This is a genomic window from Streptomyces sp. NPDC030799 (assembly GCF_055572255.1).
The window spans coordinates 43,127-70,034 of sequence record NZ_JBVIDS010000009.1 but is presented as its reverse complement, the minus strand read 5'-3'; the positions used below and the strand labels follow the sequence as shown (position 1 = coordinate 70,034).

Here is a 26,908-nt window from a genome sequence, read left to right as displayed (position 1 = left end):
GAGAAAGGCCGATCTGTGTCGGAACGGATGTCGACCCCCCGGGCGAAGGCCGGCGCGGGAGAAGATCCCGTCGTGCTCGACGACGACGCGACCCTGCACGCGATGGGTTATCCGCGGAAACTCACCCGGCGCTTCCAGGCGTTCGACAATTTCGCGATCTCCTTCACCATCATCAATATCCTGTCGGGTATTTTCTCGTCCTTCGGATTCGGTATGAATGCGGGCGGCCCCCGCATTCTCGTATTCGGCTGGACAGGCGTCTGCGTCATGGTGCTGCTCATCGGCGCGGCGATGGCGGAAGTCGCCTCGGCCTATCCGACGAGCGGCGCGCTGTATTTCTCCGCCGGTAAACTTGCAAAGCGGCACAAGGGCGCCTGGTCCTGGTACACGGGCTGGCTGAATTTCGTGGGCCAGATCGGCGGTACCGCCGCCACCGGCTATGCGGCCGCCACCTTCATCCAGGCCTTCGTCCAGCTGCAGTGGCCCTCCTACCGGCCGACCACGCACCAGACAGTGCTGATCACGGCACTGATCATCGTCGTGCAGGGCCTCGCCAACACCTACACCGTCCAGCTCGTCGCCGTACTGAACCGTATTTCCGTGTGGTGGCTGCTCATCGGACTCGTGGTGATCGTGGGCGCACTCATAGTGATGCCCGATCACCATCAGCCGGCGTCGTTCGTGACGCATTTCGAGAACAACACCGGCTTCACGAGCGGGCTTTACGGAGGCATGCTCGGCCTGCTGGTCACCAGCTGGACGTTCACCGGGTTCGACGGCAGCTTCCACATGTCCGAGGAAACGGTCCGCGCCACCGTCAACGCACCCAAGGGGATCACCCGCGCCATCGCCTATTCGGCGATCACCGGTCTCATCCTGATGCTGGCACTGGTCTACAGCATTGGCGACTACGCCAAGGAGGCCGGTTCCGGCGCGCCGCCGGTCCAGATTCTCATCGACGGCCTCGGGCTGGGTGCCGCCAAAGTGATGCTCCTCATCGTCATCGGCGCGATGCTCTTCTGCGGTCTCGCCAACCTCACCAGCAACACCCGGCAGATTTTCGCCTTCTCCCGCGACGGAGCCATGCCCGGCTCCCGCTGGTGGCACTCCGTCTCGCAGCGCACCCGTACGCCCGTGAAGGCGGTGTGGCTCGCGGTGGTCTGCTCGGTGGCCCTGGTCGTGCCCGGCTGGTGGTCCCACACCGCCTTCACCGCCATCGTCAGCGTCAACGTGGTCGGTCTCTTCCTCGCCTACGCCGTGCCGATCTTCCTGCGGCTGCGGCTCGGCGGCGGGTTCCAGCCGGGGCCCTGGCACCTGGGCCGCTGGGGTCGGCCGGTCGGCTGGCTCGCGGTGATCTGGATCGTGCTCAGCAGCGTTCTGTTCATGCTGCCGCAGGCCTCACCGATCACCGCCGACAACTTCAACTACGCGCCGATCGCACTCGCGGTCGTGCTGGTCGTGGCGACGGTGTGGTGGTTCGCCACGGCCCGCCGCCGCTTCCAGGGGCCGGTCAGCTACGGCCGCCCCGACGAGGTCGCGGCGATGGATCTCGTCTGACGCCGAGCATCGATCGACGAGGTGGACACCTCGGGTGGTTGCGGGGGACTGCCGGCCGGCGGTGGGCCGGTCGCGCAGTTCCCCGCGCCCCTTCGAGCGCTCTCGGCCGCCGCGGCAGCCGCGCGGAAGGCGCCCTCCAGTGGCCCAGACCAATATTCCTCGCGCGGCATGCGCCGAGGTGCTGGCAGGGGCATGCCCGCTGCTCCATAGTTGGCGCACACGTGCAGCAGTTCGTCCCCGACCCGGACACCTGGGGGTAATCGCGCCCATGAGCAGAGCCCAGCAGCCGTCCCGCAGAACCGTCCTCACCGCCGCCGTCGCCGCCGCGGTGGCCGGCGGAACGGTCCCCGCCGCCGCCGCGCAGCATCCCGCCGCCGACACCGACGACCCCGGCCGGCCGCAGGCCCGCCCGATCGACTACCACGGCTGGACCACGTACCGCGAGTGGCGCCTCGGTGCCGCCCAGGGCGTGCGAACCGTCGCCGGCGCCCGCCCCGGCGTCGTGATCGCCGCCCCCGCCGGCCGCAGCGACTACACCGACCCGCACACCGGCACCACCGCCACCTGGGAGTACGCCACCTGGACCGCCCCGGTCCACCGGCTCACGGTCCCCGCCACCGAGCTCGTCGCCTCCTGGAACGCCGACACTCCCGACGGCACCTGGCTCCAGGTCGAACTGCAGGGCACGTACTCCGACGGCACCGAGACCCCCTGGTACGTGATGGGCCGCTGGGCGTCCGGTGACAAGGACATCAAGCGCACCTCGGTGGACGACCAGTCCGACGGCAGGAGCACCATCTGGACCGACACCTTCGCCATCGACGACGCGAGCACCGGCCTGCGCCTGGCGTCGTACCGGCTGCGCCTCACCCTGTACCGCAAGCCCGGCACACGTCTGACCCCGACCGTGTGGCGGCTCGGCGCCATGGGCTCCGACATCCCCGACCGCTTCACCGTCCCCGCCTCCACCCCCGGCCTGGCCCAGGAACTGGCCGTCCCGCGCTACTCGCAGGAGATCCACAAGGGCCAGTACCCGGAGTACGACAACGGCGGCGAGGCCTGGTGCAGCCCCACCTCCTCGCAGATGATCATCGAGTACTGGGGCGGCCGGCTCACGCCCGGGCAGCTGTCCTGGGTCGACCCCTCCTACGCCGATCCGCAGGTCGACCACGCCGCCCGCTTCACCTACGACTACCAGTACGAGGGCTGCGGCAACTGGCCGTTCAACGCGGCCTACGCGGCCACGTACAAGGACCTCCAGGGTGTGGTCACGCGGCTCGCCTCGCTCACCGAACTGGAGACGCTGATCGCGGCCGGCATCCCGGCCATAACGTCACAGTCGTTCCTGAAGACGGAACTGACCGGCGCCGGATACGGCACCGCCGGCCATCTGATGACCGTGATCGGGTTCACGGCGGACGGCGACGTGATCGCCAATGACCCGGCCTCGGCGAGCGACGATGCGGTACGGCGGGTCTATCTGCGCCGGGAGTTCGAGAACATCTGGCTCAGGACCAAGCGGTACAACGCCTCCGGGAAGGTGGTCTCCGGCACCGGGGGAGTCTGCTACCTCTACTTCCCGGCCCACCCGAGCCCCCGCCAGCGCAAGGCGCTCGCGGCCGTGGGCGTGCGCTGACCCGACCCCGTGTGAGCAACGTCTCCGCCACAAACGCCGTCGCGGGTGGCAAGGTGGACAAATGGGTGGGGGATTCCGCTCAGTACGTCCGACCTCTGTGAGAACCATGACCGCACATCCGGCCACCGCCACCCGCGTCCGCACCGGCGGCCCCCAGGAAGACGGCCCGAAGATCCTCGAACACGTCATGGGCTGGGTCCTCGTCGCGGTGATCGCGATGCTCGTGACCCAGCTGGGTCTGCTCTGACCGAGCCGCATGCGGTCGGCATGTTCTGACATACTGCGGATGTCCCGCCGACCTCCCAGACCAGGGTCGAAATTGAATATGCCTCAGCAGCGTTCCGCCGTCCGCCCCAGGGTGCACGGTACCGAGCGCTCGGTGGCGCGTCGCGCCGAACTCATCTCCATCGGCCGGAAGTTGTTCGCCGACACGTCCTACGACGCGCTGTCCATGGATGACATCGCCCGCCAGGCACATGTCGCCAAGGGGCTGATCTACTACTACTTCCGATCCAAGCGCGGCTACTACCTGGCGATCATCCAGGACTCCGTCGCCGACCTGGTCACCTCCGCCGCGGGCGGCCTGGAGATGCCCGCCGTGGACCGCGTCCACCGCACCATCGACGGCTATCTGCACTACGCCGAGCACCACCAGGCCGCCTACCGCACCATCGTCAGCGGCGGCGTCGGCTTCGACGCCGAGGTGCACGCGATCCGGGACAGTGTGCGCGAGGCCATCATCGCCACCATCGCCGAAGGGGCGTACGGCCGCAGCGACATCGCTCCGCTGGCCCGGATGGGCCTGCTCTCCTGGGTGTGCAGCGTCGAGGGCGCGACCCTGGACTGGATCGACCGCCCCGGAGAGCTGTCCCGTGCCAGCATGCGCGCGCTGCTGGTGAAGACGCTCGGTGGAGCCCTGCGCGCCGTCGAGGAGCTGGACCCCGCCTATCCGGCACCGCGGCCGGCCCGCCGCGACGGCTGACCGTGCGAGAGCCCGGCAGCTCTGGGGTCCCTGGGGTGCGGCCGGGCCGACGGCGCCGGCCGTGGTCACGCAATGTACCTGCTCCCGCACTCTCGGTATCATCGACTTTCCTGAAGTAAGCGGTCGTTAACTGGTGACGGGAGGTCGCCGATCGGGCATACTCACTGCGCACAGCCGCTGGTCAGCCGCTTCCGAGACCCGGGAGAGGGCGCCTTCGGCGATCACGGAACGACCAGGCGGAGCCGCCCCCACCCAACGGGCCAGACCGCCGGTGCCCGAACAGGGAGGAGACCGACGCCATGCCCGACCGCGACCCGCAGCCGGTGGAGCGTCAACTGCCGACGGAGGAGGCGCGGGATCTGCTCGCGCTCGTCCGGGACATCGCCCAGCGCGAGATCGCGCCGAAGGCGGCCGAGGAGGAGGACGCGGGACGCTTCCCGCGCGAGGTCTTCACCCTGCTCTCCGAATCGGGCCTGCTCGGCCTGCCCTACGACTCCGAGTACGGCGGCGGCGACCAGCCCTACGAGGTCTACCTCCAGGTCCTGGAGGAGCTCGCCGCGGCCCGGCTCACCGTGGGCCTGGGCGTCAGCGTGCACACGCTCGCCTGCTACGCGCTCGCCACCTACGGCACCAAGCAGCAGCAGGTCGAGCATCTGCCCGCGATGCTCGGCGGCGGCCTGCTGGGCGCGTACTGCCTCTCCGAGCCGTCCGCCGGTTCCGACGCGGCGTCGCTGCGTACGAAGGCCCTCCCGGAGGGCGGCGAATGGGTGATCAACGGCACCAAGGCCTGGATCACGCACGGCGGCATCGCCGACTTCTACACCGTGATGGCCCGCACCGGCGAGGAGGGTCCGCGCGGGATCACCGCCTTCCTGGTCCCCGGGGACGCCCCGGGCGTGAGCGGCGCGGTGCCCGAGAAGAAGATGGGCATGAAGGGCTCGCCCACCGCCCAGGTCCACTTCGACGGCGTCCGGGTCGGTGACGACCGCCGGATCGGCGAGGAGGGGCAGGGCTTCTCCATCGCCCTGTCCGCCCTCGACTCCGGCCGGCTCGGCATCGCCGCCTGCGCGATCGGCCTCGCCCAGGCCGCACTGGACGAGGCGGTGGGCTACGCCACCCAGCGCCGGCAGTTCGGCCGTCCCATCGCCGACTTCCAGGGCCTGCGCTTCATGCTCGCCGACATGGCCACCCAGATCGAGGCCGGCCGCGCGCTGTACCTCGCGGCGGCCCGGCTGCGCGACGCCGGCAAGCCGTTCGCCAAGCAGGCCGCCATGGCCAAGCTGCACTGCACCGACACGGCCATGAAGGTCACCACGGACGCCGTGCAGATACTCGGGGGGTACGGCTACACCGCCGATTTCCCGGCCGAACGCTATATGCGCGAGGCCAAGGTGCTGCAGATCGTCGAGGGCACCAACCAGATCCAGCGGATGGTCATCGCCCGTCACGTGGCGGGACCCGAAGGTCGCTGAACTGTCCCGTGCGGACCGTCGGGGCCGCCAGTCTGATCCACTCCGGGTCGTGGCGGCCCGGCAGGGTCCGGCCCCGGTCGGCCCAGGCCCGCATGAGATCGCGGTAGATGGGCGGGTCCTGCGGCATGGGCGGCGGAACCGATTCTGCCGGGCGGGGCACGAAGATGCGGCGCTGACGCCCGGTGGCCGTGTACATGGGGGTCATACCCGGGCAACGCGACAGCGGCCGGGCAGGTCACCGCCCGGCGGTATCGAGCGTCAGTTCAGCCCTGTCCGGTTCCCCCCTCTGGCCACCTGCGGTCAACTGACGTACCGTCAGCCGACCATCGTTCAGGGGGTGTCCGTGGCCGACGACCGTCCCGTACCGCTCGACGAATACCCGGTGCACCAGGTGCCGCTGTCCATGAAGCATGTGGCGACCGGCGACCGCAACGCATACGACCGCTGCATCTTCCATGTCTTCGACCACGCCGGGCGCGCCCTGCTCATCCTCGGCCTGGGCGTCTATCCCAACCTGGGCGTGATCGACGCCTACGCCACCCTGCGCACCGGGGACACCCTGCACGCCGTACGCGCCTCCGACGCCCTGGGCGAGGACCGGATGCGGCTCGCCGTCGGCCCGCTGCGCATCGAGGTCCCGCGCCCGCTGGAGGAGCTGCGCCTGATCTGCGAGGACGAGCAGCTGTCGTACGACCTCACCTGGACGGCTGCCTTCTCCGCCCTCTGGGAGCCCCACCATCTGCAGCGCCGGGGTGACCGGCTCACCCTGGAAGGCCGCCGCTTCGTCCAGGCGGGCACCGCGGAGGGTGTGATCCGGGCCGGGGCAGAGGAGTTCCGGGTCACCGCCCAGGGCTGGACCGGCACCCGGGACCGCAGCTGGGGGGTACGGCCGGTGCCCGGCGAGGACGGCGGGCGGCTCGCCGCGGACCACCCCACCGAAGGCTTCCACTGGATCTGGTGCCCGGTCCGCTTCGAGGACCGCTTCCTGATGGTCATCGTCCAGGAGGACGCCGACGGCCACCGCTCCCTGAACGACGCCACCCTCGTCCGGCCGGGCCGCCGCGACCACCAACTGGGCTGGCCCCAGGCCGAGATCACCTACCGCTCCGGCACCCGCCACCCGGAGCGGGCGGTCATCCACCTCGGCGACGCACGCGGACCCCGGAAGCTGGACGCCGAGATCCTGACCTCCTCGCCACTCGCGCTCGGCGCGGGCTATCCGCCGGCGGACGACTGGCAGCACGGGACCTGGCGGGGCCCCGGCTGGACCGACCGCCGCACGTACGACATGACCCTGCCCCACCCCCTGGCCGCCTACGGCGTCACCGACCACTCCGCCCGCTTCCGGCTGGACGGGCGGACCGGTCACGGCATCTTCGAGCACGGCTCGTTCGGCCGGCACGACCCGAGCGGCTTCACCGGCTTCGACTCGGTCGCGCCCTGAGGGAGGACCCCGGTATGGCCACGGCACCGCGTCCCCGTACCACCACCCGCGACCCCGAGGACCTCGCCCGGCGCCTCACCGCCTGGCTCGGCACCCGGCTGCCCGGCGCCAAGGCCACCGGCGTCACCGTCCCGGAATCCAACGGCATGTCCAGCGAGACCCTCCTGTTCGACATCGAGCACCCCGAAACTCCCTGCCGCTCCTGCGCGTTGAGGCTGGCGGCGGACCCGCGGGCGTACACCGTCTTCCCCGAGTACGACATGGCGCGCCAGTACCGCACCCTGCGCCTGGTGGCCGGGTACACGGACGTGCCCGTACCCCGGGTGCTGTGGCTGGAGGAGGATCCGGCTCCGCTCGGGGCGCCGTTCTTCGTCATGGAGCGGGTCGCCGGACGCGTGCCCCCGGACGTCATGCCGTACACCTACGAGGGCAGTTGGCTGCAGCGCGCGAGCGACGCCGAACGCGAGCAGCTGGAAGCCGCGACCGTCGGCCTGCTGGCCCGACTCCACGACCAAGTGCCCGTGGCCGAGGCCCGGTTCCTCGCCCCGCCCGGTACGGGCGACGCGCTGCGCCGGCATGTGACGGCCCAACGCGCCTACTACTCCTGGGTGATCGACGGCCTGCCCCGCTCACCCCTCATCGAGGCCGCCTTCGACCGGCTGGAGGAACTGTGGCCGCGCGAGCCCGGCGAAACCGTCCTCACCTGGGGTGACGCGCGCATCGGGAACATCGTCTACGACGGGTTCGACCCCGTGGCCGTCCTGGACTGGGAGATGGCGGCGCTCGCCCCGCGCGAGGTCGACCTCGGCTGGACCATCTACCTGCACCGCTTCTTCCACGACCTCTCGGTCGCCTCCGGGCAGCGCGGACTGCCGGACCTCCTGCGCCGCGACCGCGTCGAGGCCCGCTACGCACGGCTGACCGGGCACACCCCGCAGGACATGGACTTCCACACCCTCTACGCCGCGCTGCGGCACGCGATCGTCATGCTCCGCATCGCCTACCGTCAGGCGTACTTCGGGGAGGTCGCCGTACCGGCGGACCCGGACACACTGATCCTGCACCACGGCAGCCTGCGCGCCATGGTGCAGGGCACCTACTGGATGCGGTGAGGCGGGCTCAGGCGGCCTGGCGGCGCAGCGCCGGCACGCGCATCGGGCGCGAGCCCGGGCCGCCGGCGTGCGAGAAGGGCTGCGTCCGCCAGTTCAGACCCTGGGGGAGCGTCAGCAGCAGGGCGGTGTCCTGCTCCTGCGGCCCGGCGGACTCGTCCGCGGGGCGGGCCTCGTCGGCCTTGCGACCCGTACCCGCACAGACCGTGAGACCGAACGGGTTCCACGGCGAGGCGCACAGCGCGTGCTCCGGCAGGACCTGCTCGTCCGCCAGCAGCGCGATCGGCTGGGCGCAGTCCGGGCAGATCACCCGGTACATCTCGAAGGTGTCGTAGGCGTCCAGTTCGTCGTCGAAGACGTCGGGTTCGACGCCCTCCGGCTCGGGCTCGACGACCGGCTGCTGCCGCTTGGACGCGGATCGACCAGGGCGATGGACACTCTGCATGGGATTCTCCCCCTAAGGCTGGGCCGTGACGGCGCTGCGGCCTCGACCACAGCAAGCACTTCCCGTCCGTCCTCGGCGGTAATCACGAGAACATCACGGAGCCTGTTCGGGGCGTGTGGCGTTCGTCACATGCCGCGTGCAGGTGCGGGGATCAAGCGCACTGTAGGTTTTGGCGCCATGGAGGAGCTGGACCGACAGATCGTGCAGCTGCTCGTCAAGGACGGGCGGATGAGCTACACAGACCTGGGCAAGGCCACGGGCCTGTCCACGTCGGCCGTGCACCAGCGGGTGCGCCGGCTGGAACAGCGTGGCGTCATCCGCGGCTATGCCGCGGTGGTCGACCCCGAGGCCGTCGGGCTGCCGCTCACCGCGTTCATCTCGGTGAAACCGTTCGACCCCAGCGCCCCCGACGACATCTCGGACCGCCTCGCCGGCGTTCCGGAGATCGAGGCCTGCCACAGCGTCGCCGGCGACGAGAACTACATCCTCAAGGTACGGGTGGCGACCCCGCACGAGCTGGAGGAGCTGCTGGCACGGCTGCGCAGCCTGGCGGGGGTCTCGACACGCACGACGGTCGTGCTGTCGACACCGTACGAGGCCCGGCCACCGCGGATCTGAGCACCGCCGGGCGCAGGGCCGACGGGGGAGGGCGGGCACGGCCGCCGGTGCCGGGTGCCGTGCCGACACGCCCCGGATGCAGCTTTGCCCCGGCGGCGAGAGAAACTGTCCGCCATGAGCGACCGCACCGCCGACCCCGAGCCCGAGCCCGACAAGACCGTCCTCCTGCGCCGAGGTGAGGTGCACAGCCCCGCCGACCCCTTCGCCACAGCGATGGTGGTGGAGCGCGGCCAAGTCGCCTGGGTCGGCTCCGAGGGTGCCGCCGACGCCTTCGCCGACGGTGTGGACGAGGTGGTCGACCTCGACGGTGCACTCGTCACCCCCGCCTTCACCGACGCCCATGTGCACACCACCGCCACGGGCCTCGCCCTGACCGGCCTAGACCTGTCCGACGCGCCCTCCCTGGACGCTGCCCTCGCCCTGGTACGCGACTTCGCCGCCGCCCGCCCGGAGGACCGCGTCCTGCTGGGCCACGGCTGGGACGCCGCCCGCTGGCCCGGCGGCCGCCCGCCCACGCGGGCGGAACTCGACGAGGTCACCGGCGGCCGCCCGCTGTACCTGTCCCGCATCGACGCGCACTCGGCGGTCGTCACCACCGCCCTGCTGGACCTGATCCCCACAGACCTCCCGCGCGCGGACGCCCCGCTCACCCGGGACGCCCACCACGCCGTACGCGAGGCCGCGTTCGCCGCGATCACCCCTGCCCAGCGCGCGGAAGCCCAGCGCACCGCCCTCGCCCACGCGGCCTCCCTCGGCATCGGTTCGGTGCACGAGTGCGGCGGACCGCAGATCTCCTCCGAGGACGACTTCACCGGCCTGCTGCAGGTGGCCGCCGAGGTGCCCGGTCCACGCGTCGTCGGCTACTGGGCCGAGCGGAATGCCGACAAGGCGCGGGAGCTCGGCGCCGTCGGCGCCGCGGGCGACCTCTTCGCCGACGGCGCCCTCGGCTCGCACACCGCCTGTCTGCACGAGCCGTACGCCGACGCCGACCACGCCGGCACCGCCTACCTGGACGCCGGGGCCGTCGCGGCCCATGTCGTCGCCTGCACCGAGGCGGGTCTGCAGGCCGGGTTCCACGCCATCGGTGACGCCGCCGTGAGCGCCGTGGTGGAGGGCGTGCGCGCCGCCGCGGAGAAGCTCGGCCTCGCCCGGATCCGCGCCGCCCGGCATCGCGTCGAACACGCCGAGATGCTCACCCCGGAGACCGTCGCCGGCTTCGCCGAGCTGGGCCTGATCGCCTCGGTCCAGCCCGCCTTCGACGCGCTGTGGGGCGGCGAGGAGGGCATGTACGCCCGCCGCCTCGGCGCCGAACGGGCGCGCACCCTCAACCCCTTCGCGGCCCTGCTGCGGGCCGGTGTGCCCCTCGCCTTCGGCTCCGACAGCCCGGTCACCCCGCTCGACCCCTGGGGCACCGTCCGTGCCGCCGCGTTCCACCGCACGCCCGAGCACCGGGTCTCCGTACGGGCCGCGTTCACGGCGCACACGCGCGGCGGCTGGCGGGCCGTGGGCCGGGACGACGCGGGCGTCCTGGTGCCGGGCGCGCCCGCCGACTACGCGGTCTGGCGCACCGACGAGCTGATCGTCCAGGCCCCCGACGACCGCGTGGCCCGCTGGTCGACCGACCCCCGCTCCGGCACGCCCGGCCTGCCCGACCTCACCCCGGGCCGCGACCTGCCGGTCTGTCTGCGCACCGTGGTCGGCGGACGGACGGTGTTCGTACGGCCGGGCGAGTGATCTACGGGGGTGGCGCGGCGGAGCGGGGGTGCCGGCGCCCCGCCGCCCGACCTGCGCATCCTCTGCGGTGACCGGCCCGTCCGGAGTGTCGTAGCAGGTCAGACGACTGTTGACAGTCGACGGCCGAGGGCCGGTAGGTTCGTCCGAGTCCACCACCGGACGCCCGACCGGAGGCGTTCACGCAACTCGTCGCAGCGCCGCTGGGTCAGGGACGGTGTGCCGTACCGGGCATCGTCGCTGGGAGCCAGGCTCAGTGCCCGCGCCGCCGAGGGAACGTTCCGGCCCGGCAAGGTGTGACCCGGGTGGGGCCCGTGCGCTCAGTAGACAACGGCTTTCGGTCGATCCGCAGCCAGCGGGTCCCAGGTCGGCCCGAAGGGCGCCGGGCCCCCATCCGCCGTGGCGGGAAGTCGCCGACGGCGTGCCTCGAAGATGCCCAAAGCAGCATTCTTACCCCACTCTTGTGGAATCGACACAGCCATACGTACAAGTCGGCACGTCTTACCAGGCGGTGACCACTATGGTGGATCCTGCGTACAACCAGAAGGGGCAGCAGTGAACGACGGCGACGGGACCCTCGCGGCCAAGGCCCAGGGGAGGCAGTTCGGTCCGCTCGGGACAGCCTTGGTGATCATTCCGACCTACAACGAGGCGGAGAACATCAAGACCATCGTCGGCCGGGTACGCAAGGCCGTCCCCGAGGCGCACGTACTGATCGCGGACGACAACAGCCCCGACGGCACCGGCAAGCTCGCCGACGAGCTGGCCGCCGAGGACGGCAACGTCCAGGTGATGCACCGCAAGGGCAAGGAGGGCCTCGGCGCCGCCTACCTCGCGGGCTTCCGCTGGGGCCTGGAGCGCGATTACGGCGTGCTGATCGAGATGGACGCCGACGGCTCCCACCAGCCCGAGGAGCTGCCCCGGCTGCTCACCGCGCTCAAGGGCGCCGACCTGGTGCTCGGCTCCCGCTGGGTGCCCGGCGGGCGGGTGGTGAACTGGCCCAAGTCCCGCGAGTTCATCTCCCGCGGCGGCAGCCTCTACTCCCGGCTCGCACTCGATCTGCCGCTGCGCGACATCACCGGCGGCTACCGCGCGTTCCGCCGCGAGACCCTGCAGGGCCTGGGTCTGGAGCAGGTCGCCTCGCAGGGCTACTGCTTCCAGGTCGACCTGGCCCGCCGCGCGGTCAAGGCCGGCTACCACGTGGTCGAGGTCCCGATCACCTTCGTCGAGCGGGAACTCGGCGACTCCAAGATGAGCAAGGACATCCTGATCGAGGCGCTGTGGCGGGTCACCGCCTGGGGTGCGCGGGACCGGATCGCCAAGCTCACCGGCAAGAACAAGCGGGGCTCGTAGGCCCCTGTCGGCCCCGGGCCGTCCGCCGGCTCCGGTCGATCACCCTCTTATCCTGCGCTGAGGCGCCGCCAGGCACACTGGGAGCATGACGACTGGCGCTCCGACCTCTCCGCACACCGCCACCCGGCCCCGGCGCTCCCGGCTGCGCAGGTATCTGCCGCTGGGGGTCGCCGCCTGGCTGGTGCTGGAGATCTGGCTGCTGACCGTGGTCGCGGGCGCAGTCGGCGGGCTTGCCGTGTTCCTGCTGCTCGTCGCGGGCTTCATGGCAGGCTCCGTGGTCATCAAGCGGGCGGGCCGCCGCGCCTTCCAGAGCCTCAACGAGGCGTTGCAGCGCGGTGGTTCACCCGAGCGCGGCGGTGGCAACGGCCTGATGATGCTCGGCGGCCTGCTGCTGATGATCCCCGGCCTGGTCTCCGATGCGGCCGGCTTGCTCCTGCTGCTCCCGCCGGTGCAGAAGGCCGTGAGCCGTTATGCCGAGAACGCTCTGGACAAGCGGCTGCGCACGGCCGCCCCGGGCAGTTTCGGCGACGCCTTCCAGCAGGCCCGCATCCACCGGCCCGACGGCAAGGTGGTGCAGGGCGAGGTCATCAGGGAGGACCGGCCCGAGCCGGGAGAGCAGCGGCCGCCGCTGACGCGGTGAGGCCCAGCGGCCCGTCCCAGGGGCCGGTGGCTGCACGAAGCCGCACCGGAACACAAAACCGCGGGCGCCGTACGTCGAGTTCACGTACGGCGCCCGCGGTTGTTTGACGTGCGCTGTATCTTGGCGCAGCCCCGCAGGGACTACGCCGACTTACGGCTGTCCCGGGGGTGAACCGCGATGTTCATCGCCCCCGAGCGCAGAACCGCCAGGCGCTCCTCAAGGACCTCTTCGAGCTCCTCACGGGTGCGCCGCTCCATCAGCATGTCCCAGTGGGTACGCGCGGGCTTGGCCTTCTTCTCCTCAGGGCCGTCGCCGTCGACGAGGAGTGCCTGGGCCCCGCAGACCTTGCACTCCCACTCCGGCGGGATCTCCGCCTCGACCGAGAAGGGCATCTCGAATCGGTGCCCCTTCTCACATGCGTACTCCACGGCCTGGCGCGGGGCCAGGTCGATACCGCGGTCCGTCTCGTAGCTGGTCACCACGAGGCGCGTACCGCGAAGAGCTCGCTCACTCATGAATCGTGCCTCCCGGGCTTGTCGCCCACAGGACAGGTGTCGCTGTCGTCGTCATCCGGTCAACGTCCGGTCGGCGGTAAAGATTCCCGTTCCGTGTCCCGTTCCGGGTCATGCGTCGCCGTCGTAGCCGCCCCTTGTTGTACCCACCGGCGCCCGGTTTGTCACATCTGCAAGCAGATGTCACCCAGCGTTTCGGCATCTTTGACGCGCAGTAACGGTACGCCTGGCAGGCCAAAGGCGTACACTACCGCCCTTTTGTGTTGAGCGCTAAATCGAAGCTAAATAATCTCCGGAACCGGGTTGCCCGCCTCGCCGATGGCCCGGCGCACCGGCACCCGTGCCAGCAGGGCGAATCCGATGACGAAGAAGGCCACCAGCGAGACGATCGCGGACCGATAGCTTCCGGTCAGCTGGTAGGTCAGGCCGAACAGCAGCGGCCCCAGCCAGCTCATCCCGCGGTCGCTCACCTCGTACGCCGAGAAGTACTCGGCCTCCTTGCCGGGCGGTACCAGATGAGAGAACAGCGACCGGGACAGTGCCTGGCTGCCGCCGAGGACCAGCCCGATCCCGGCGGCCAGCACGAAGAAGAACGCCGGAGCCTTCGCCGGCAGGAAATAGCCGGCCGCCAGGGTCACCGTCCACGCCACCAGCGAGCCGAGGATCGTCCGCTGGGCGCCGTAGGTCCGTGCCAGCCGCCCCATCGCCAGCGCCCCGGCCACCGCCAGCACCTGCACCAGCAGCACGGCCACGATGAGCGTCGACTGGGCCAGCCCCAGTTCCTGCGAGCCGTAGACGGAGGCCTGGGTGATCACCGTCTGGATGCCGTCGTTGTAGACGAGGTACGCCAGCAGGAAGGCGAGCGTCAGCGGGTGCCGGCGCATGTCCCGGACCGTCGCCGCGAGCTGCCTGAGCCCGGGTGCCGCGGCGCGCTCCACGCGCGCGTGCTGCCGGTCGCGCAGCCTGCGCAGCGGTACGAGCGTGAAGGCGCCCCACCACAGGCCCGCCGAGGCCAGGCACACGCGGACGGCGGCCGTCTCGCTCAGGCCGAAGGAGTCGTGCGCGGAGTACAGGACCAGATCGGCGACGAGGACCGTCGAGCCCGCCGCGTAACCGAAGGCCCAGCCGCGCGAGGAGACCGCGTCGCGCTGCTCGGGCGGGGCGATCTGCGGCAGATAGGAGTTGTAGAGCATCATCCCGACGGACTGCGCCGCGTTGGCCACCACCAGCAGCACCCCGCCGAGCAGATACCGGTCGCCGTCGAGGAGGAACATGCCCGTGGTCGCGGCGGCCCCGGTGTACGCCGCCGCCGCGAGCAGCGGCTTCTTGCGGCCGGTGCGGTCGGCCGCGCTGCCCACGAGCGGCATCACCACGACCGCCAGGACCACCGACAGGGACACCGAGTAGGCGAAGAAGGAGCCCGCCCGGACCGGGACGCCGAGCGGATGCACATAGCCGTCGGCGTCCGCGGCCCGCTCGGCGACCGCCGTGAGGTACGGCCCGAGGAAGACCGTCACCACGCTCGTCGAATAGACCGAGCAGGCCCAGTCGTAGAAGTACCAGCCGCGCTGCTCGCGCCGCAGCCCGGCGGAGTCGTCCGCCGTCTGCGCCCGCACGGTGTCGGTTCCCACCCGTGCCCTCGCTTCCCCGCTTGAACTGCGAAGGCTCAGGTCCCGGCGGCCGGGTGGTCAGACCCAGACGCCGCGGTCCTCCATGACCTTGCGCAACGTGTCGATGTGATCGGTCATGATGCCATCGACTCCCAGGTCCAGGAGCCGGTGCATGCGCTCCGGTTCGTTGACCGTCCACACGTGCACCTGAAGTCCGCGCGCGTGGGCGGCGCGGACGAAACGCTGGTCGACCACCGGGACGCCCGACTGGGCCTCGGGCACCTGGGCGGCGACGGCGGACCGGCGCACGGCGGCCGGCAGGCCCCATGAGCGCAGCCGCAGACTCAGCACCCCGCGGGTGCCGAACGAGGTGGCCAGCCGCGGCCCGGCCAGCCGCTGGGCGCGCAGCACCCGGGCCTCGGAGAACGAGCCCACACAGACCCGCTCCCAGGCGTCCGTGCGCTCGATCAGCTCCAGCAGGGGACGCAGGGCCGGCTCCGCCTTGACGTCGACGTTCCAGCGGACCTCGGGGAAGGTCTCCAGCAACTCCTCGAACAGCGGCACCGGTTCCCGTCCGCCCACGCGCGCGTGCCGTACGTCCTCCCACGGCAGGTCGGCGATGCGGCCCGCGCCGTCGGTGACCCGGTCCAGCGTCGAGTCGTGGAAGGCGACGAGGCGGCCGTCGGCCGTGGCGTGCACGTCGGTCTCGATGTAGCGGTAGCCCAGCTCGACCGCGCGCCGGAACTGCGCCACGGTGTTCTCCAGCCCGTCGGCGGCCCCGCCCCGGTGGGCGAAGGCGATCGGGCCGGGATGGTCGAGGTAGGGGTGGCGTATGGGCGGCGTCGTGAGGGTCACGGCCGCAGTATGACTCGCTCCGGTGTCGCGGTGGCAACCACCGTGCTGCCGCCCGATGCCGCCGGGACGGCGAACACCCGCAGGAACAGCTGCGCCAGCGGTCCGATGGACACGGCGTACAGCACGGTGCCGACCCCGATGGTGCCGCCCAGCAGGAACCCGGTGACCACGACCGCCACCTCGATCCCGGTCCGCATCAGCCGGATCGAGCGGCCGGTGCGCCGGTGGAGACCCGTCATCAGCCCGTCGCGCGGACCCGGGCCGAAACGCGCCGAGATGTACAGGCCGGTCGCCACGCCGTTCAGCACGATCCCCGCCGGCAGGAGCGCGACGCGCAGAGCCAGGGAGTGCGCGTCCGGGACGAGCGCGAGCGTGCCGTCCATCGCGAGGCCCACGGCGAAGACGTTGGAGACCGTGCCGAGTCCCGGGCGCTGCCGCAGCGGGATCCACAGCAGCAGCACCGCCGCCCCCACGATGATCGACACCACCCCGATGGTCAGCCCGGTCAGCTTCGCGAGGCCCTGGTGCAGTACGCCCCAGGGTTCCATGCCCAGGCCCGCGCGCAGCAGCAGCGCGGCGCTGGCGCCGTAGAGCGCGAGTCCGGCGTAGAGCTGGACCAATCGTCGTGCGAGCCGACGCGGAGTGGACATGAGATACCCCCTGGGTGGTGGCGGTGGCCTGATGCATGTCACTCTGTGGCTTGGGAAGAATCCGCTTCCATGGCCAATTCGGGGAAGGTGGACTGATCAATATGGCGCAGTGGACCTCTGCGATGGGGGCCGCGCAGCTCGCCCGGCTCCTCAACTCACAGCAGGACCGCCCGGCCGGACCCGGCAGCCGCCGTCCACCCGCCTACCGTGCCCTCGCCGACGGCATCCGGCTGCTGGTCCTCGAAGGGCGCGTGCCCGTCGCCGCCCGCCTCCCCGCCGAACGCGAACTGGCCCTCGCCCTGTCCGTGAGCCGTACGACGGTCGCCGCCGCCTACGAGGCGCTGCGCACCGAGGGATTTCTGGAGTCCCGGCGGGGCGCCGGCAGCTGGACGGCCGTACCGGCGGGCAACCCGCTGCCCGCCCGTGGCCTGGAACCCCTGCCCCCCGAGGCGCTGGGCTCGATGATCGACCTCGGCTGCGCCTCGCTTCCGGCGCCCGAGCCGTGGCTCACCCGCGCCGTGCAGGGCGCCCTGGAGGAACTGCCGCCGTACGCCCACACGCACGGCGACTACCCGGCCGGACTGCCCGCGCTGCGCGCGATGATCGCCGAGCGGTACACCGCGTGCGGGATCCCCACCATGCCCGAGCAGATCATGGTGACGACCGGCGCGATGGGCGCCATCGACGCGATCTGCCACCTCTTCGCCGGCCGTGGTGAACGCATCGCGGTCGAGTCCCCGTCCTACGCCAACATCCTGCAGCTGATGCGCGAGGCCGGCGCCCGTCTCGTCCCCGTCGCGATGGCCGAGGGGCTGTCCGGCTGGGACATGGACCGCTGGCGCCAGGTCCTGCGCGAGGCCGCGCCCCGGCTCGCCTATGTCGTCGCCGACTTCCACAACCCCACGGGGGCGCTCGCAGACGAGGACCAGCGGCGCCGGCTGGTGGACGCGGCGCGTTCGGCCGGTACGGTGCTCGTCGCCGACGAGACGATGACCGAGCTGTGGCTCGACGAGGAGTTCGCGGGCGGCGGGATGCCGCGCCGGATCTGCGCCTTCGACCCGGCCGGCTCGACCGTCATCACGGTCGGCTCGGCCAGCAAGGCGTTCTGGGCGGGGATGCGCATCGGCTGGGTGCGGGCGGCTCCGGACGTCATCCGCAGCCTGGTCGCCGCGCGGGCCTACGCCGACCTGGGCACCCCTGTGCTCGAACAGCTCGCTGTCAACTGGCTGTTCAGCACGGGCGGTTGGGAGCAGGCGGTGGAACTGCGCCGGGCTCAGGCCCGGGAGAACCGGGACGCGCTGGTGGCGGCGCTCCGCCGTGAACTGCCGGCGTGGGAGTTCAACGTGCCCAAGGGCGGTCTGACCCTGTGGGTCCGCGCCGGCGGCCTGTCGGGCTCCCGGCTCGCCGAAGCGGGTGAGCGGACCGGGGTCCGTGTTCCCTCCGGCCCTCGCTTCGGCGTGGACGGCGCCTTCGAGGGCTATGTGCGGCTTCCGTTCACCGTCGGGGGAGCGGTGGCGGAGGAGGCGGCGGTCCGACTCGCGGCGGCGGCTCGGCTGGTGGAGAACGGGGGTGCGGGGGGTGCGGAGGCGCCGCGTACGTTTGTGGCCTAGGAGGTGTCGTTTGGATCACACCCCCTGGTTCGCCCACTGGCTCGGCGCGCCGGGTGCGGGTGACCACGAGGGACCCGCACCCGGGAGACGGACAGAACCCGGACGGCGCTAACCGGCTGCTTCCGCACTCACCGCCTGCTTCGTGAGTTCCGTCGGCTGAGCGCCCACGGCAGTGGCCCGCGCCGGCAGCAACTCCAGCACCGCCTGCCGGTCGGCGTCACTGGTCGCGTCGTCGTACGGATCCGGCGTACGCGGCACCTGAAGCCGGTGCACGGGCCCGACCCCCAGCCGGGCGTATCCGCGCCCCGGCGGCACGTGCCCCAGCGGAGTGGTGTGCGGCGGAGCCCCCAGCACCGCCTCCACCTGACGGGGCGTCGCAGGCCCGAGCACGACACGCGCGCGCGTGTGCTGTCGTACCGCGTCGCCCAGAGCCTCCGCGCTGTCGAACTGCTCGGCCACGACGACGGTCACGTTCGCCGCCCGGCCGTGCCGCAGCGGCACCTGGAGCAGCGTCTGCGGGTCCTTGTGGCCGTCCGCCCCGGCGAGGTGGGTGAAGACGGACGGGCGGTCCAGCATGATCCACAGCGGTCGCCGGGCGTTGGCCGGCGGCGGGTCGCCCGCCTGCCGGGCCAGGTTGACGGCGATGAGCCGCCGCTCGGTCTCCTGCGCGGCCCACTCCAGGCTCGCCAGCGCCCCGGGCAGGGTGCACTCGACGGCCAGCACACCGTCCCGGCCGGTCAGACACGCGTATTCGCCGGTGCCGCCGCCGTCGACGATCAGGACGTCCCCGTACCGAAGGGCCTGCAGGGCGATCGAGCGCAGCAGGGTCGAGGTGCCGCTGCCGGGGTGCCCCATGGCCAGCAGATGCGGCTCGGTGGAGCGCACGCCGGTGCGCCAGACGACCGGTGGGACGTCGATCTGTTCCTCTCCGTAGGAGAGGGGAAGCGTGCGCTGGACCTCGCTCGCGTCGGTGAAGCCGAGGACGGTCTCGCCCGGCGCGGTGACGAAGTGCTGGGCCGGGATGTCGGCCGGCAGCGGGGGAAGGACGGTGACGGTGAGCTGGTTGCCCTCCGCGGCCCACGCGAAGTGGTATTCGCGGCCCCGCCCGGCCTTCGCGGTGAGCAGCTGCTCGATCCGTGCGCGGGCGTCGTGCTCGCCGTCCGGGAAGTAGGCGGGATAGCGGATCACGAGATGACCGATGCGCCCGGCGTCGTCGAACTCGTGGGCGGGGAAGGCCTTCCCCCACTCCCCGCCGTGCGTGTACAGCGGCGCCGGGTCCTCGGGGCTGGAGAAGTACGGCACCAGGGCCTCGTAGAGGGTCTGGAGCCGTTCGGACTGCGACTCGTCGGGTCCTTCGGGGGCCGGCGGGGTGCGGTCGCGGCCCTGCCAGCCCGCCGCGGACATCAGGGTGATGACGGCGAGCAGCGGACCGTACGGCACCAGCACCACGACCAGGAGCACGGACGCCACCAGGAACAGCAGTGGCCCGCGTTTGTCCTTCGGGGTGTCCGTCCATCTGCGCCGCCCGGCCGAGGCCAGTAGGCGCAGCCCCCGCGTGACGGTGATCAGCGGGTGGAGGACGTCGGTGGCGCTGTCGGCCGCAGTCCGGGCCAGCTCCCGGCTCCGGGCGAGCTGCATCCGGGCGATCTGGGCGCTGTCCTTGCTCAGGATGCGGGGGAGGGGGCGCCGGGCCACTGCTGACTCCTGGTCGTGCGTGCGGGTGGGGCGGGCGGGATCAGAACTTGAGACCGCCGAGGAGGCTGGCCAGGCTCTCGCCGCCGGCCTTGATGCTCGGTGCGATGGCCGTGCTCGACAGGTAGAAGCCGAACAGAGCCGAGACCGTGGCGTGCGAACCCTTCAGTCCGTCCTTGCGGAAGAAGAGGAAGACGACGATTCCGAGGATGAACACGCCTGACAGGGAGAGGATCATTTCGGGCCTCCTGGTGTCGAAGGTGGGGGACAGTCACCATGAGTTCTTCCAGGATCACACTATGTATCCATACGATTAAAGGTGCAACTGGGTGAAATCCGACCCATTTCGCCCGCGCGGCGGAGTGGCCCTGACCCGGTTGGCCAGGCCCGTTGCCTTCCGCGGGGCCTGCTGCTGATCTTTACCTCGGGCACATCGGGTCATGTGCCGCGAGAGCCAGTACGCTGGCGATTCACTCGTACGGCCGTGTTCCGCTCGCTGCCGTACGCTCCCTGCAGTCCCCGAAGTTTTGAGGAGAGGCGGTCCCGCCGATGAGTGAAGCCCCCGACCCCGAGGTCGTGGAGCTGGCGACCAAGATCTTCGATCTGGCCCGGCAGGGGCAGACCGAGGCGCTCGTGGCGTACGTCGACGCCGGCGTTCCGGCCAACCTCACCAACGACCGCGGTGACTCCCTGGTCATGCTCGCCGCCTATCACGGCCACGCAGACGCCGTCCGCGCGCTGCTCGCCCGGGGTGGCGCGGCGGACCAGGTCAACGACCGAGGCCAGACCCCGCTCGCGGGCGCGGTCTTCAAGGGCGAGACGGAAGTGATCAAGGCTCTTCTGGAGGGCGGGGCCGACCCCGCGGCGGGGACGCCGTCGGCCGTCGACACCGCCCGGATGTTCGGCAAGACGGAACTCCTGGAGCTGTTCGGCGCGCACTGACGCGCATGTCCTGACCAGGTACGACACAGAAAACGGGGGAGGCGGTAAAGGGCCGCCGGAAATACGGTCGCGGCAGCGCAAACGGCCGGGTCATCATGACGACGTGATTCACGGACGCGATGGCTGGGCAGGTGTTGCCGCACCGCGCGGGCCGTGATGCGGTCCGCATGGGCCACCGACGAGAGGCAGAGAGAGATGGTCTTCAGCAAGCAAGAGACGGCGGGCGCTCCGACGTTGTGTCACGCGGCCAGGTAGTGCGTGTTCCCCGGTTGCGTCGACGCTTGATGTGAGGCTGTTTCCCATGTTCGATCCGGTCATAGCGCCCAGCGGTACGCTGCTCGGCCTGCTCCAGCGGGGCCGCGGCGACGGCACGCTGCATGCGCTCACCGCCCCGCGCGCCGAAGCGCTCGCGGCCCTGAACCAGTGCGTGCTGCGCGATCCACGCCACGACTGGCAGGTGGAGAACCGCTCCCTCTACTACGCCCGGCTCTACCTCGACCTGAACGGCGAGCTGGACGCCATCGAGGCACACCTCTTCGACCCCGAGGACGTCCTCGACACCGACGAGTCCCGCACCGGCCTCACCCTGGCGGTCCTCGGGCACCTCGCTTCCTACGGCAGGCGCGACGCGCTCGAACTGCTGCGCCGGTACGCCGCCCACGGGTCCAACTGGGCCTGGGCCCTGGACGAGCTGGCCCTCAGGGACGACGACGCCGGCCTGCGTGCCCTCGCGCCGCCCGTCCTGGCCCGCTTCGCCACCGATCCCGAGGGCGAGGCCGAGCTGGCCGCCGCCGTGCGCGACGCCTTCGAGCCGAGGCCCTGGCGGCTGTGGGCCGAGGATCCGCGCGAATCGATCGCGACGCGCGTGCGTGCCGCGCAGGAGACCGGCTGTTTCGACCGCTGGCAGCGCCAGCTGCGGCCCACCGGTCCACGCCCCGGCTGGAGCGTGCGCGCCGTGTTCGAATGGGCCCAGCACGGCATGGAGCGCGGCGCCGCCCTCCATGTGCCGGCCGCCCGCTGCCTGGTCGCCGTGGCAGGCCCCGAGGACCGGCCGGAGATCGTCCAGGCCGCCCGCAGCGGAATCGACGGAGCCCGCTGCACCGCCCTGCGCTATCTCGCCGACAGCAACGACCCGGACGCCCTCGACCTGATCGAGGCCGCGGTCGCCGACGGCACGGGCGTCGTCGTGGAAGCCGCCGTCGACGCCTTCGAACGGATGCGCAGCGTCGCCGCCGTCGACCGGGCGCGCCGCTGGGCCCAGCGCCCCGACGGGCTCGGGGCCGCCGCCGGACGCATGCTCGCCTGCCGCGGCGGCGTCCAGGACCGCGACCTCGTCCTCGGCGCCCTGCGTGAGGCCGTGCGGGGCGAGGGCCCCGACGCACCGACCCTGTGGGCCCTCGTCGACGGCGCCGGACGTCTCGGCATCGCCTGCGCGGCTCCCGTCCTGCGCCATGTCTACCGCGAGACGGCGTCCTCCCATCTCCGCGGCCGGGCCGCCCGTGCCCTGGCCGCCACCGACCCCTCCTTCGCCACCGGCTTCGCCGTCGAATGCCTGTGGGACTGCGAGGAGACCACCCGCGAACTCGCCGCCCGGCACGCCGAGACAGGTGATGCCCGGGTCGTGGAGCGCCTGCGCCGCCTGGCCGCCGACCCGGCCGAGGAGGCGGAAGTACAGACGGCGGTGCGCAGCCGCTTCGGACCCGACGCCGCCCTCGGCTGACCCCCGTACGCACACGGCCCGGGCGGACGACCGCCCGCCGCGTGAACACCGGGTGTCCCGCAGGTCAGGCGGTCATGACGGCCGTCTGACCTGCTCGGGTGTGCAGCCCAACGCTCATGGGACGTTCCCCGGCCGGAAAGATCGACGTTGACGCGGCCACTTCCGGCGCGGCGACAACACCCGTATGCGTGTCGTCATCGTGACCGAATCCTTTCCCCCCGATGTGAACGGCGTGGCCCACTGCGCGCTCCAGACCGCCCGGCACCTCGTAGATCGCGGTCACCATCCGCTCGTCGTCGCCCCCGCCCCCGCCCCGGGCAGCGGACCGGACACGGACGCCCCGTGCCCGGTCGTCCGGACCCCTTCCCTCCCGCTCCCCGGCTACCCCCAGGTCCGTGTCGCCCTGCCCAGCCGGCGGCTCGCCGCGGCGCTCGTCGAGCACCGCGCCGACCTGGTGCATCTCGCCAGCCCCTTCGTCCTCGGCGTGCGCGGCATGGCCGCCGCCGCCCGGCTCGGCATCCCCGCCGTCGCCGTCTACCAGACCGACCTGGCCGGATACGCCCGCACCTACATGGGTGCCGGCGAGGCCGCCGCCTGGCGGCGGATCCGCTCCGTGCACGCCGCCGCCGACCGCACCCTGGCCCCCTCCAGCGCCGCCCTGGGCGACCTGGAGGCGCACGGCGTGCCCCGGGTCCGGCTGTGGCCGCGCGGCGTGGACACCGTACGTTTCCGGCCAGAGCACCGTGACGAGGCGCTGCGCCGCGAACTGGCCCCCGACGGCGAGCTGATCGTCGGCTACGTCGGCCGGCTCGCCCCCGAGAAGCACGTCGAACTCCTCGCCGGCGCCTGCGGTCTGCAGGGCGTCAAGGTCGTGGTCGTGGGCGACGGACCCAGCCACGCCCACCTCGCCGAGGCCCTGCCCGGCGCCGTCTTCCTCGGCCGCCGCACCGGCCATGACCTCGCGCGGATCTTCGCCTCGCTGGACCTGTTCGTGCACACCGGCCCCTTCGAGACGTTCTGCCAGACCGTCCAGGAGGCCATGGCCAGCGGGGTGCCGGTCGTCGCACCCGCCGCCGGCGGCCCGCTGGACCTGGTCGCCCACGGTCGCACCGGACTCCTCGTACCGCCGTGCGACGCCGCCGCCGTGACGCAGGCCGTCCGCGCACTGGCCGCCGACCCGGCGCGGCGGACCGCGTACGGCACCGCCGCGCGCACCATGGTCGAGGGCCGCACCTGGGCCGCCGTCGGCGACCAGCTGATCGCCCACTACGACGACGTCCTCGCGGCACGCAGGCTGGTGGTGGCGGCATGACCGGCCAGTCCCTGCGCATCGTCCGGCTCGCCAATTTCGTCGCCCCGGCCTCCGGCGGCCTGCGCACCGCCCTGCGCGAGCTGGGCAAGGGCTTCCGGGCGGCCGGCCACGAACCCGTGCTGATCGTGCCCGGTGAACGGCACACCGACCGCGACACCGAGCAGGGCCGGGTCATCACCCTGCCCGGCCCGCCGCTGCCCGGCACCGGCGGCTACCGCGTCCTCACCGACAAGCGGCGCGTGGCCGCCCTCCTGGAGGAGCTCGCCCCGGACCGCCTGGAGGTCTCCGACCGTACGACCCTGCGCTGGACCGGACGCTGGGCCCGCCGCGCGCGCGTGCCGGCCGTGATGGTCTCCCACGAGACCGCCGACGGGGTGCTGCGCACCTGGGGCCTGTCCGAGAACCTCTCCCGCCGGGCGGCCGACGTCCTCAACACCCGTACCGCGCACGTCTACTCACGAGTGGTGTGCACCACCGAGTTCGCCGAGCGCGAGTTCGTGCGCATCGGCGCGCGCAACGTCGTACGCGCTCCCCTGGGCGTCGACCTGATGGAACGCCACCCCGCGCTGCGCGACCCGGGCCTGCGCACGTTGCACGCGCGCGGGGGCGAGGCGCTGCTGGTCATGTGCTCCCGGCTGTCGGTCGAAAAGCGCCCCGGCACCGCGCTGGACGCGCTGGAGGCGCTGATACGACGCGGGCGGCGGGCGGTGCTCGTGGTGGCCGGGGACGGGCCGCTCAGGGCCCGGCTGGAGCAGCGCGCGCGGGAGCACGGGCTGCCGGTGACGTTCCTCGGGCACGTCTCCGACCGGGCCGCGCTCGGTGCCCTCCAGGCCACCGCGGACATCGCTCTCGCGCCCGGGCCGGCCGAGACCTTCGGGCTCGCCGCCCTGGAGGCCATGGCGTGCGGCACGCCCGTGGTGGCGAGCGCGTCCTCCGCGCTGTCCGAGGTCATCGGGTCCGCCGGGGCTACCGCGGCCGACCGGGGCGAGGCGTTCGCGGACGCCGTGGAGCTGCTCCTGGACCGCGGCGGTCCTGCCCGGCGCGAGGCGGCACGCGCGCGTGCGGAGTGCTTCGGCTGGGGAGCGGCCGTGGAGGCGTTCCTGGCGGCGCACGACGCGGAGGTGCTGCACCCCATCGGCGTCCGTCGTGGTGTACCGGAGGGCGTGGCATGAGACCCGTCCGCTTCGTCGCCCTCGGGGACTCGCTGACCGAGGGCGTGGGCGACCCGGCCGGGGACGGCCGGCGCGGCTGGGCCGCGCTGCTGGCGCCCTCCCTCGCCGAGACCCCGCACGCCGTGGCGTTCACCAACCTGGCGGTCAGCGGCGCACAGACCCGGGACGTGCTGGAACGGCAGACCCCGGCCGCCCGTGCACTCCGTCCCGACCTGGTGTCGGTGGTGATCGGCGTCAACGACACGCTGCGCCGCACCTTCGACATCCAGGCGGTGGCCGCCCACCTCGACGAGGTCTACGCGGCCTTCACCCGCGAGGGCGCCACCGTGCTCACCGCCTGCCTGCCCGACCCCGGCGCGATGCTGGGCCTGCCGGGCGCCCTGGCCCGCCCGCTGGCCCGTCGGCAACGGGCCGTCAACACGGTCGTCCATGCGCTGTCCGAACGCTACGGGGCCGTCCATCTGCACGCCGCGGACGGTGCCTGGATCACCGACCGGGCCCTGTGGAGCGCGGACCGGCTGCACCCGGGCGAGCGGGGGCACCGGCAGCTCGCCGTGCGCTTCCACGCGCTGCTCACCGAGGCGGGCCGGGCGACGGGACCACCGCCCTCCCTCGAACCGGAGTTCCCCGCGCCGACCCGCACGGCGAGCCTGCTGTGGCTGGCCACGGCCGGCACCGCCTGGGTGGCCCGGCGCTGCAGGGACCTGCTGCCCCAGCTCCTGCGCCTGGCCGCCGACGAACTCCACCATCGGGCCCGCGGCACCAGCGCCCGGCTCGACCTGCACGCCTCGGCAGCGGCCTCCGCCGCCCTGGCAGCCCTCTCCGGCCCCGCGGAACCGTGTTCGGCCGCGGCCGGCGGGGCCGCGACGCCGGGTACGGGCACCGTGCCGGGGATGGCGGCCGCCGCCATGGCGCCGGGGACGGCGGGTGCGGCCGGGGCGCCCACCGCGGTGGCCGGATGGCGAACCGGGGGCCGGCGGTCCGCCGGGAAGGCTGCAGTACCGGAGTAGAGGATCGTTGAACAATCCTTCAATACCCACGTTGTTTCGTTCCGGCGTGTGCGATTGAATTCCGGGCATGGCAGAGCAGTTGACGGCACTGGCCGACGACCGGGCGCTCCTCGGGCGTACGAGCACGGCGGAGCGGGTCTCGGACATCCTCCGCAGTCGTATCGCCGACGGGTACTTCCCGCCCGGCACGCGGCTGTCGGAGGACGGCATCGGCGGGGCGCTCGGCGTCTCCCGCAACACCCTGCGCGAGGCGTTCCGGCTGCTCACGCACGAGCGACTGCTGGTCCACGAACTCAACCGCGGAGTGTTCGTGCGGGTCCTGACCGTCGAGGACGTCGAGGACATCTACCGCACGCGCTCCCTGGTCGAGTGCGCCGTCGTCCGCGGGCTCGGCGAGCCGCCGTACCTGCTGGACGGAGTGGCCGCGGCGGTCGCCGAGGGAGAGACGGCGTCCGCCGGGAACGACTGGAAGGCGCTGGGCACCGCCAACATCCACTTCCACCGGGAACTGGTGGCCCTCGCCGGCAGCGAACGCACCGACGAACTGATGCGCAGCGTCTTCGCCGAGCTGCGGCTGGCCTTCCACGTCGTCGACGACCCACGCCGGCTGCACGAGCCCTACCTCGCCCGCAACCGCCAGATCCTCCAGGCGCTCCAGACCGGCGACAAGCGCGAGGCCGAGCGGCTGCTGGAGACGTACCTCGCGGACTCGCTGGAGCGGGTGGTCGAGGTCTACCGGCGCCGGGTCACCCCGTAAGGGGCGCGGGGCCGTATCGGTCCGCGGCTGCGCCGCGGGGCGCGACCAGCCACGACCGACACGCGGCCATGGACAACCC

25 protein-coding genes are annotated in these 26,908 nt (G+C 72.2%); 18 read left to right on the top strand and 7 right to left on the bottom strand.

All coding sequences use genetic code 11. The features are described 5' to 3' along the window. Nucleotides 1-15 precede the first annotated feature (15 nt). The 7 genes from ACZ41I_RS22910 to ACZ41I_RS22880 all read left to right on the top strand — a co-directional run bounded on the left by ACZ41I_RS22910 (nt 16) and on the right by ACZ41I_RS22880 (nt 8,203). Entirely contained in the window at nt 16-1,557 is a 1,542-nt protein-coding gene (locus tag ACZ41I_RS22910) for an amino acid permease (RefSeq protein ID WP_468514934.1), read from the top strand. Nucleotides 1,558-1,825: 268 nt separating this feature from the next. Beyond that, the gene (locus tag ACZ41I_RS22905) at nt 1,826-3,193 is read left to right on the top strand and encodes a peptidase C39 family protein (RefSeq protein ID WP_468514933.1); all 1,368 of its coding nucleotides are present in this window, start codon (nt 1,826-1,828) and stop codon (nt 3,191-3,193) included. A gap of 106 nt (nt 3,194-3,299) precedes the next feature. Beyond that, a complete protein-coding gene (locus ACZ41I_RS22900) occupies nt 3,300-3,440 on the top strand; it encodes an SCO1431 family membrane protein (protein WP_107118539.1) in 141 nt (46 codons plus the stop codon). A gap of 78 nt (nt 3,441-3,518) precedes the next feature. Further along, on the top strand, nt 3,519-4,175 hold the full coding sequence (locus ACZ41I_RS22895) for a TetR/AcrR family transcriptional regulator (RefSeq protein WP_399771459.1): 657 nt from the start codon (nt 3,519-3,521) through the stop codon (nt 4,173-4,175). 299 nt (nt 4,176-4,474) lie between these two features. Then, a complete protein-coding gene (locus ACZ41I_RS22890; RefSeq protein WP_363217197.1) occupies nt 4,475-5,647 on the top strand; it encodes an acyl-CoA dehydrogenase family protein in 1,173 nt (390 codons plus the stop codon). A gap of 343 nt (nt 5,648-5,990) precedes the next feature. After that, on the top strand, nt 5,991-7,091 hold the full coding sequence (locus tag ACZ41I_RS22885) for an Rv3169 family protein (RefSeq protein WP_363217199.1): 1,101 nt from the start codon (nt 5,991-5,993) through the stop codon (nt 7,089-7,091). 14 nt (nt 7,092-7,105) lie between these two features. Next, on the top strand, nt 7,106-8,203 hold the full coding sequence (locus tag ACZ41I_RS22880) for a phosphotransferase family protein (RefSeq protein ID WP_468514932.1): 1,098 nt from the start codon (nt 7,106-7,108) through the stop codon (nt 8,201-8,203). A 7-nt stretch (nt 8,204-8,210) separates the two neighbouring features. Here ACZ41I_RS22880 and ACZ41I_RS22875 read toward each other — a convergent pair whose 3' ends face one another. Further along, complete coding sequence (locus tag ACZ41I_RS22875) at nt 8,211-8,645, bottom strand: hypothetical protein (protein ID WP_468321473.1); 435 nt, start codon at nt 8,643-8,645, stop codon at nt 8,211-8,213. A gap of 177 nt (nt 8,646-8,822) precedes the next feature. On the opposite strand from ACZ41I_RS22875, the gene ACZ41I_RS22870 reads away from it, so the two are divergent. The 4 genes from ACZ41I_RS22870 (at nt 8,823) to fxsA (ending at nt 12,987) form a co-directional block, all read left to right on the top strand. Next, nucleotides 8,823-9,263: an Lrp/AsnC family transcriptional regulator gene (locus ACZ41I_RS22870; RefSeq protein ID WP_069782031.1), complete on the top strand. Its 441-nt coding sequence runs from the start codon at nt 8,823-8,825 to the stop codon at nt 9,261-9,263. Nucleotides 9,264-9,377: 114 nt separating this feature from the next. After that, nucleotides 9,378-10,997: an amidohydrolase gene (locus ACZ41I_RS22865; RefSeq protein WP_468514931.1), complete on the top strand. Its 1,620-nt coding sequence runs from the start codon at nt 9,378-9,380 to the stop codon at nt 10,995-10,997. Nucleotides 10,998-11,549: 552 nt separating this feature from the next. Further along, on the top strand, nt 11,550-12,347 hold the full coding sequence (locus ACZ41I_RS22860) for a polyprenol monophosphomannose synthase (protein ID WP_468514930.1): 798 nt from the start codon (nt 11,550-11,552) through the stop codon (nt 12,345-12,347). Nucleotides 12,348-12,432: 85 nt separating this feature from the next. Beyond that, nucleotides 12,433-12,987 carry an FxsA family membrane protein gene (gene fxsA / locus ACZ41I_RS22855; protein ID WP_468514929.1) on the top strand — a complete coding sequence of 185 codons (555 nt, stop codon included), beginning with the start codon at nt 12,433-12,435 and terminating at the stop codon, nt 12,985-12,987. A gap of 140 nt (nt 12,988-13,127) precedes the next feature. Here the strand turns inward: fxsA and ACZ41I_RS22850 are convergent, their stop codons facing one another. The 4 genes from ACZ41I_RS22850 to yczE form a co-directional block, all read right to left on the bottom strand. Next, a complete protein-coding gene (locus ACZ41I_RS22850; RefSeq protein WP_003977404.1) occupies nt 13,128-13,502 on the bottom strand; it encodes an RNA polymerase-binding protein RbpA in 375 nt (124 codons plus the stop codon). Nucleotides 13,503-13,780: 278 nt separating this feature from the next. Next, nucleotides 13,781-15,130: an MFS transporter gene (locus tag ACZ41I_RS22845; protein ID WP_468321481.1), complete on the bottom strand. Its 1,350-nt coding sequence runs from the start codon at nt 15,128-15,130 to the stop codon at nt 13,781-13,783. Nucleotides 15,131-15,187: 57 nt separating this feature from the next. After that, nucleotides 15,188-15,964: a glycerophosphodiester phosphodiesterase gene (locus ACZ41I_RS22840; protein ID WP_468514928.1), complete on the bottom strand. Its 777-nt coding sequence runs from the start codon at nt 15,962-15,964 to the stop codon at nt 15,188-15,190. Beyond that, nucleotides 15,961-16,614 carry a membrane protein YczE gene (yczE, locus tag ACZ41I_RS22835; protein WP_363220776.1) on the bottom strand — a complete coding sequence of 218 codons (654 nt, stop codon included), beginning with the start codon at nt 16,612-16,614 and terminating at the stop codon, nt 15,961-15,963. Before yczE ends, ACZ41I_RS22840 begins: the two co-directional genes overlap by 4 nt. 101 nt (nt 16,615-16,715) lie before the next feature. Between yczE and ACZ41I_RS22830 the strand changes: the two genes are divergently transcribed. Then, nucleotides 16,716-18,224 (top strand): SCO1417 family PLP biosynthesis transcription factor, encoded by a 1,509-nt coding sequence (locus ACZ41I_RS22830; protein WP_399771484.1) that lies wholly within the window; start codon nt 16,716-16,718, stop codon nt 18,222-18,224. Nucleotides 18,225-18,332: 108 nt separating this feature from the next. Here the strand turns inward: ACZ41I_RS22830 and ACZ41I_RS22825 are convergent, their stop codons facing one another. Both ACZ41I_RS22825 and ACZ41I_RS22820 read right to left on the bottom strand, forming a co-directional pair. Then, entirely contained in the window at nt 18,333-19,919 is a 1,587-nt protein-coding gene (locus ACZ41I_RS22825; protein WP_468514927.1) for a hypothetical protein, read from the bottom strand. Between the two features lie 40 nt (nt 19,920-19,959). Then, nucleotides 19,960-20,154 (bottom strand): hypothetical protein, encoded by a 195-nt coding sequence (locus ACZ41I_RS22820; RefSeq protein ID WP_351249433.1) that lies wholly within the window; start codon nt 20,152-20,154, stop codon nt 19,960-19,962. Nucleotides 20,155-20,465: 311 nt separating this feature from the next. On the opposite strand from ACZ41I_RS22820, the gene ACZ41I_RS22815 reads away from it, so the two are divergent. The 6 genes from ACZ41I_RS22815 to ACZ41I_RS22790 all read left to right on the top strand — a co-directional run bounded on the left by ACZ41I_RS22815 (nt 20,466) and on the right by ACZ41I_RS22790 (nt 26,829). Next, the gene (locus ACZ41I_RS22815) at nt 20,466-20,858 is read left to right on the top strand and encodes an ankyrin repeat domain-containing protein (RefSeq protein WP_363218642.1); all 393 of its coding nucleotides are present in this window, start codon (nt 20,466-20,468) and stop codon (nt 20,856-20,858) included. A gap of 301 nt (nt 20,859-21,159) precedes the next feature. Beyond that, a complete protein-coding gene (locus ACZ41I_RS22810; protein ID WP_399771490.1) occupies nt 21,160-22,578 on the top strand; it encodes a HEAT repeat domain-containing protein in 1,419 nt (472 codons plus the stop codon). A 184-nt stretch (nt 22,579-22,762) separates the two neighbouring features. After that, nucleotides 22,763-23,890, top strand: a complete 1,128-nt coding sequence (locus ACZ41I_RS22805) for a glycosyltransferase family 4 protein (protein WP_399771494.1) — start codon at nt 22,763-22,765, stop codon at nt 23,888-23,890. Then, entirely contained in the window at nt 23,887-25,062 is a 1,176-nt protein-coding gene (locus ACZ41I_RS22800; RefSeq protein WP_468514926.1) for a glycosyltransferase, read from the top strand. Before ACZ41I_RS22805 ends, ACZ41I_RS22800 begins: the two co-directional genes overlap by 4 nt. Further along, on the top strand, nt 25,059-26,072 hold the full coding sequence (locus ACZ41I_RS22795) for an SGNH/GDSL hydrolase family protein (RefSeq protein ID WP_468514925.1): 1,014 nt from the start codon (nt 25,059-25,061) through the stop codon (nt 26,070-26,072). The genes ACZ41I_RS22800 and ACZ41I_RS22795 overlap by 4 nt, the downstream gene beginning before the upstream one ends. Before the next feature lie 67 nt (nt 26,073-26,139). Further along, nucleotides 26,140-26,829 carry a GntR family transcriptional regulator gene (locus ACZ41I_RS22790; protein ID WP_399771502.1) on the top strand — a complete coding sequence of 230 codons (690 nt, stop codon included), beginning with the start codon at nt 26,140-26,142 and terminating at the stop codon, nt 26,827-26,829. Nucleotides 26,830-26,908 lie beyond the last annotated feature (79 nt).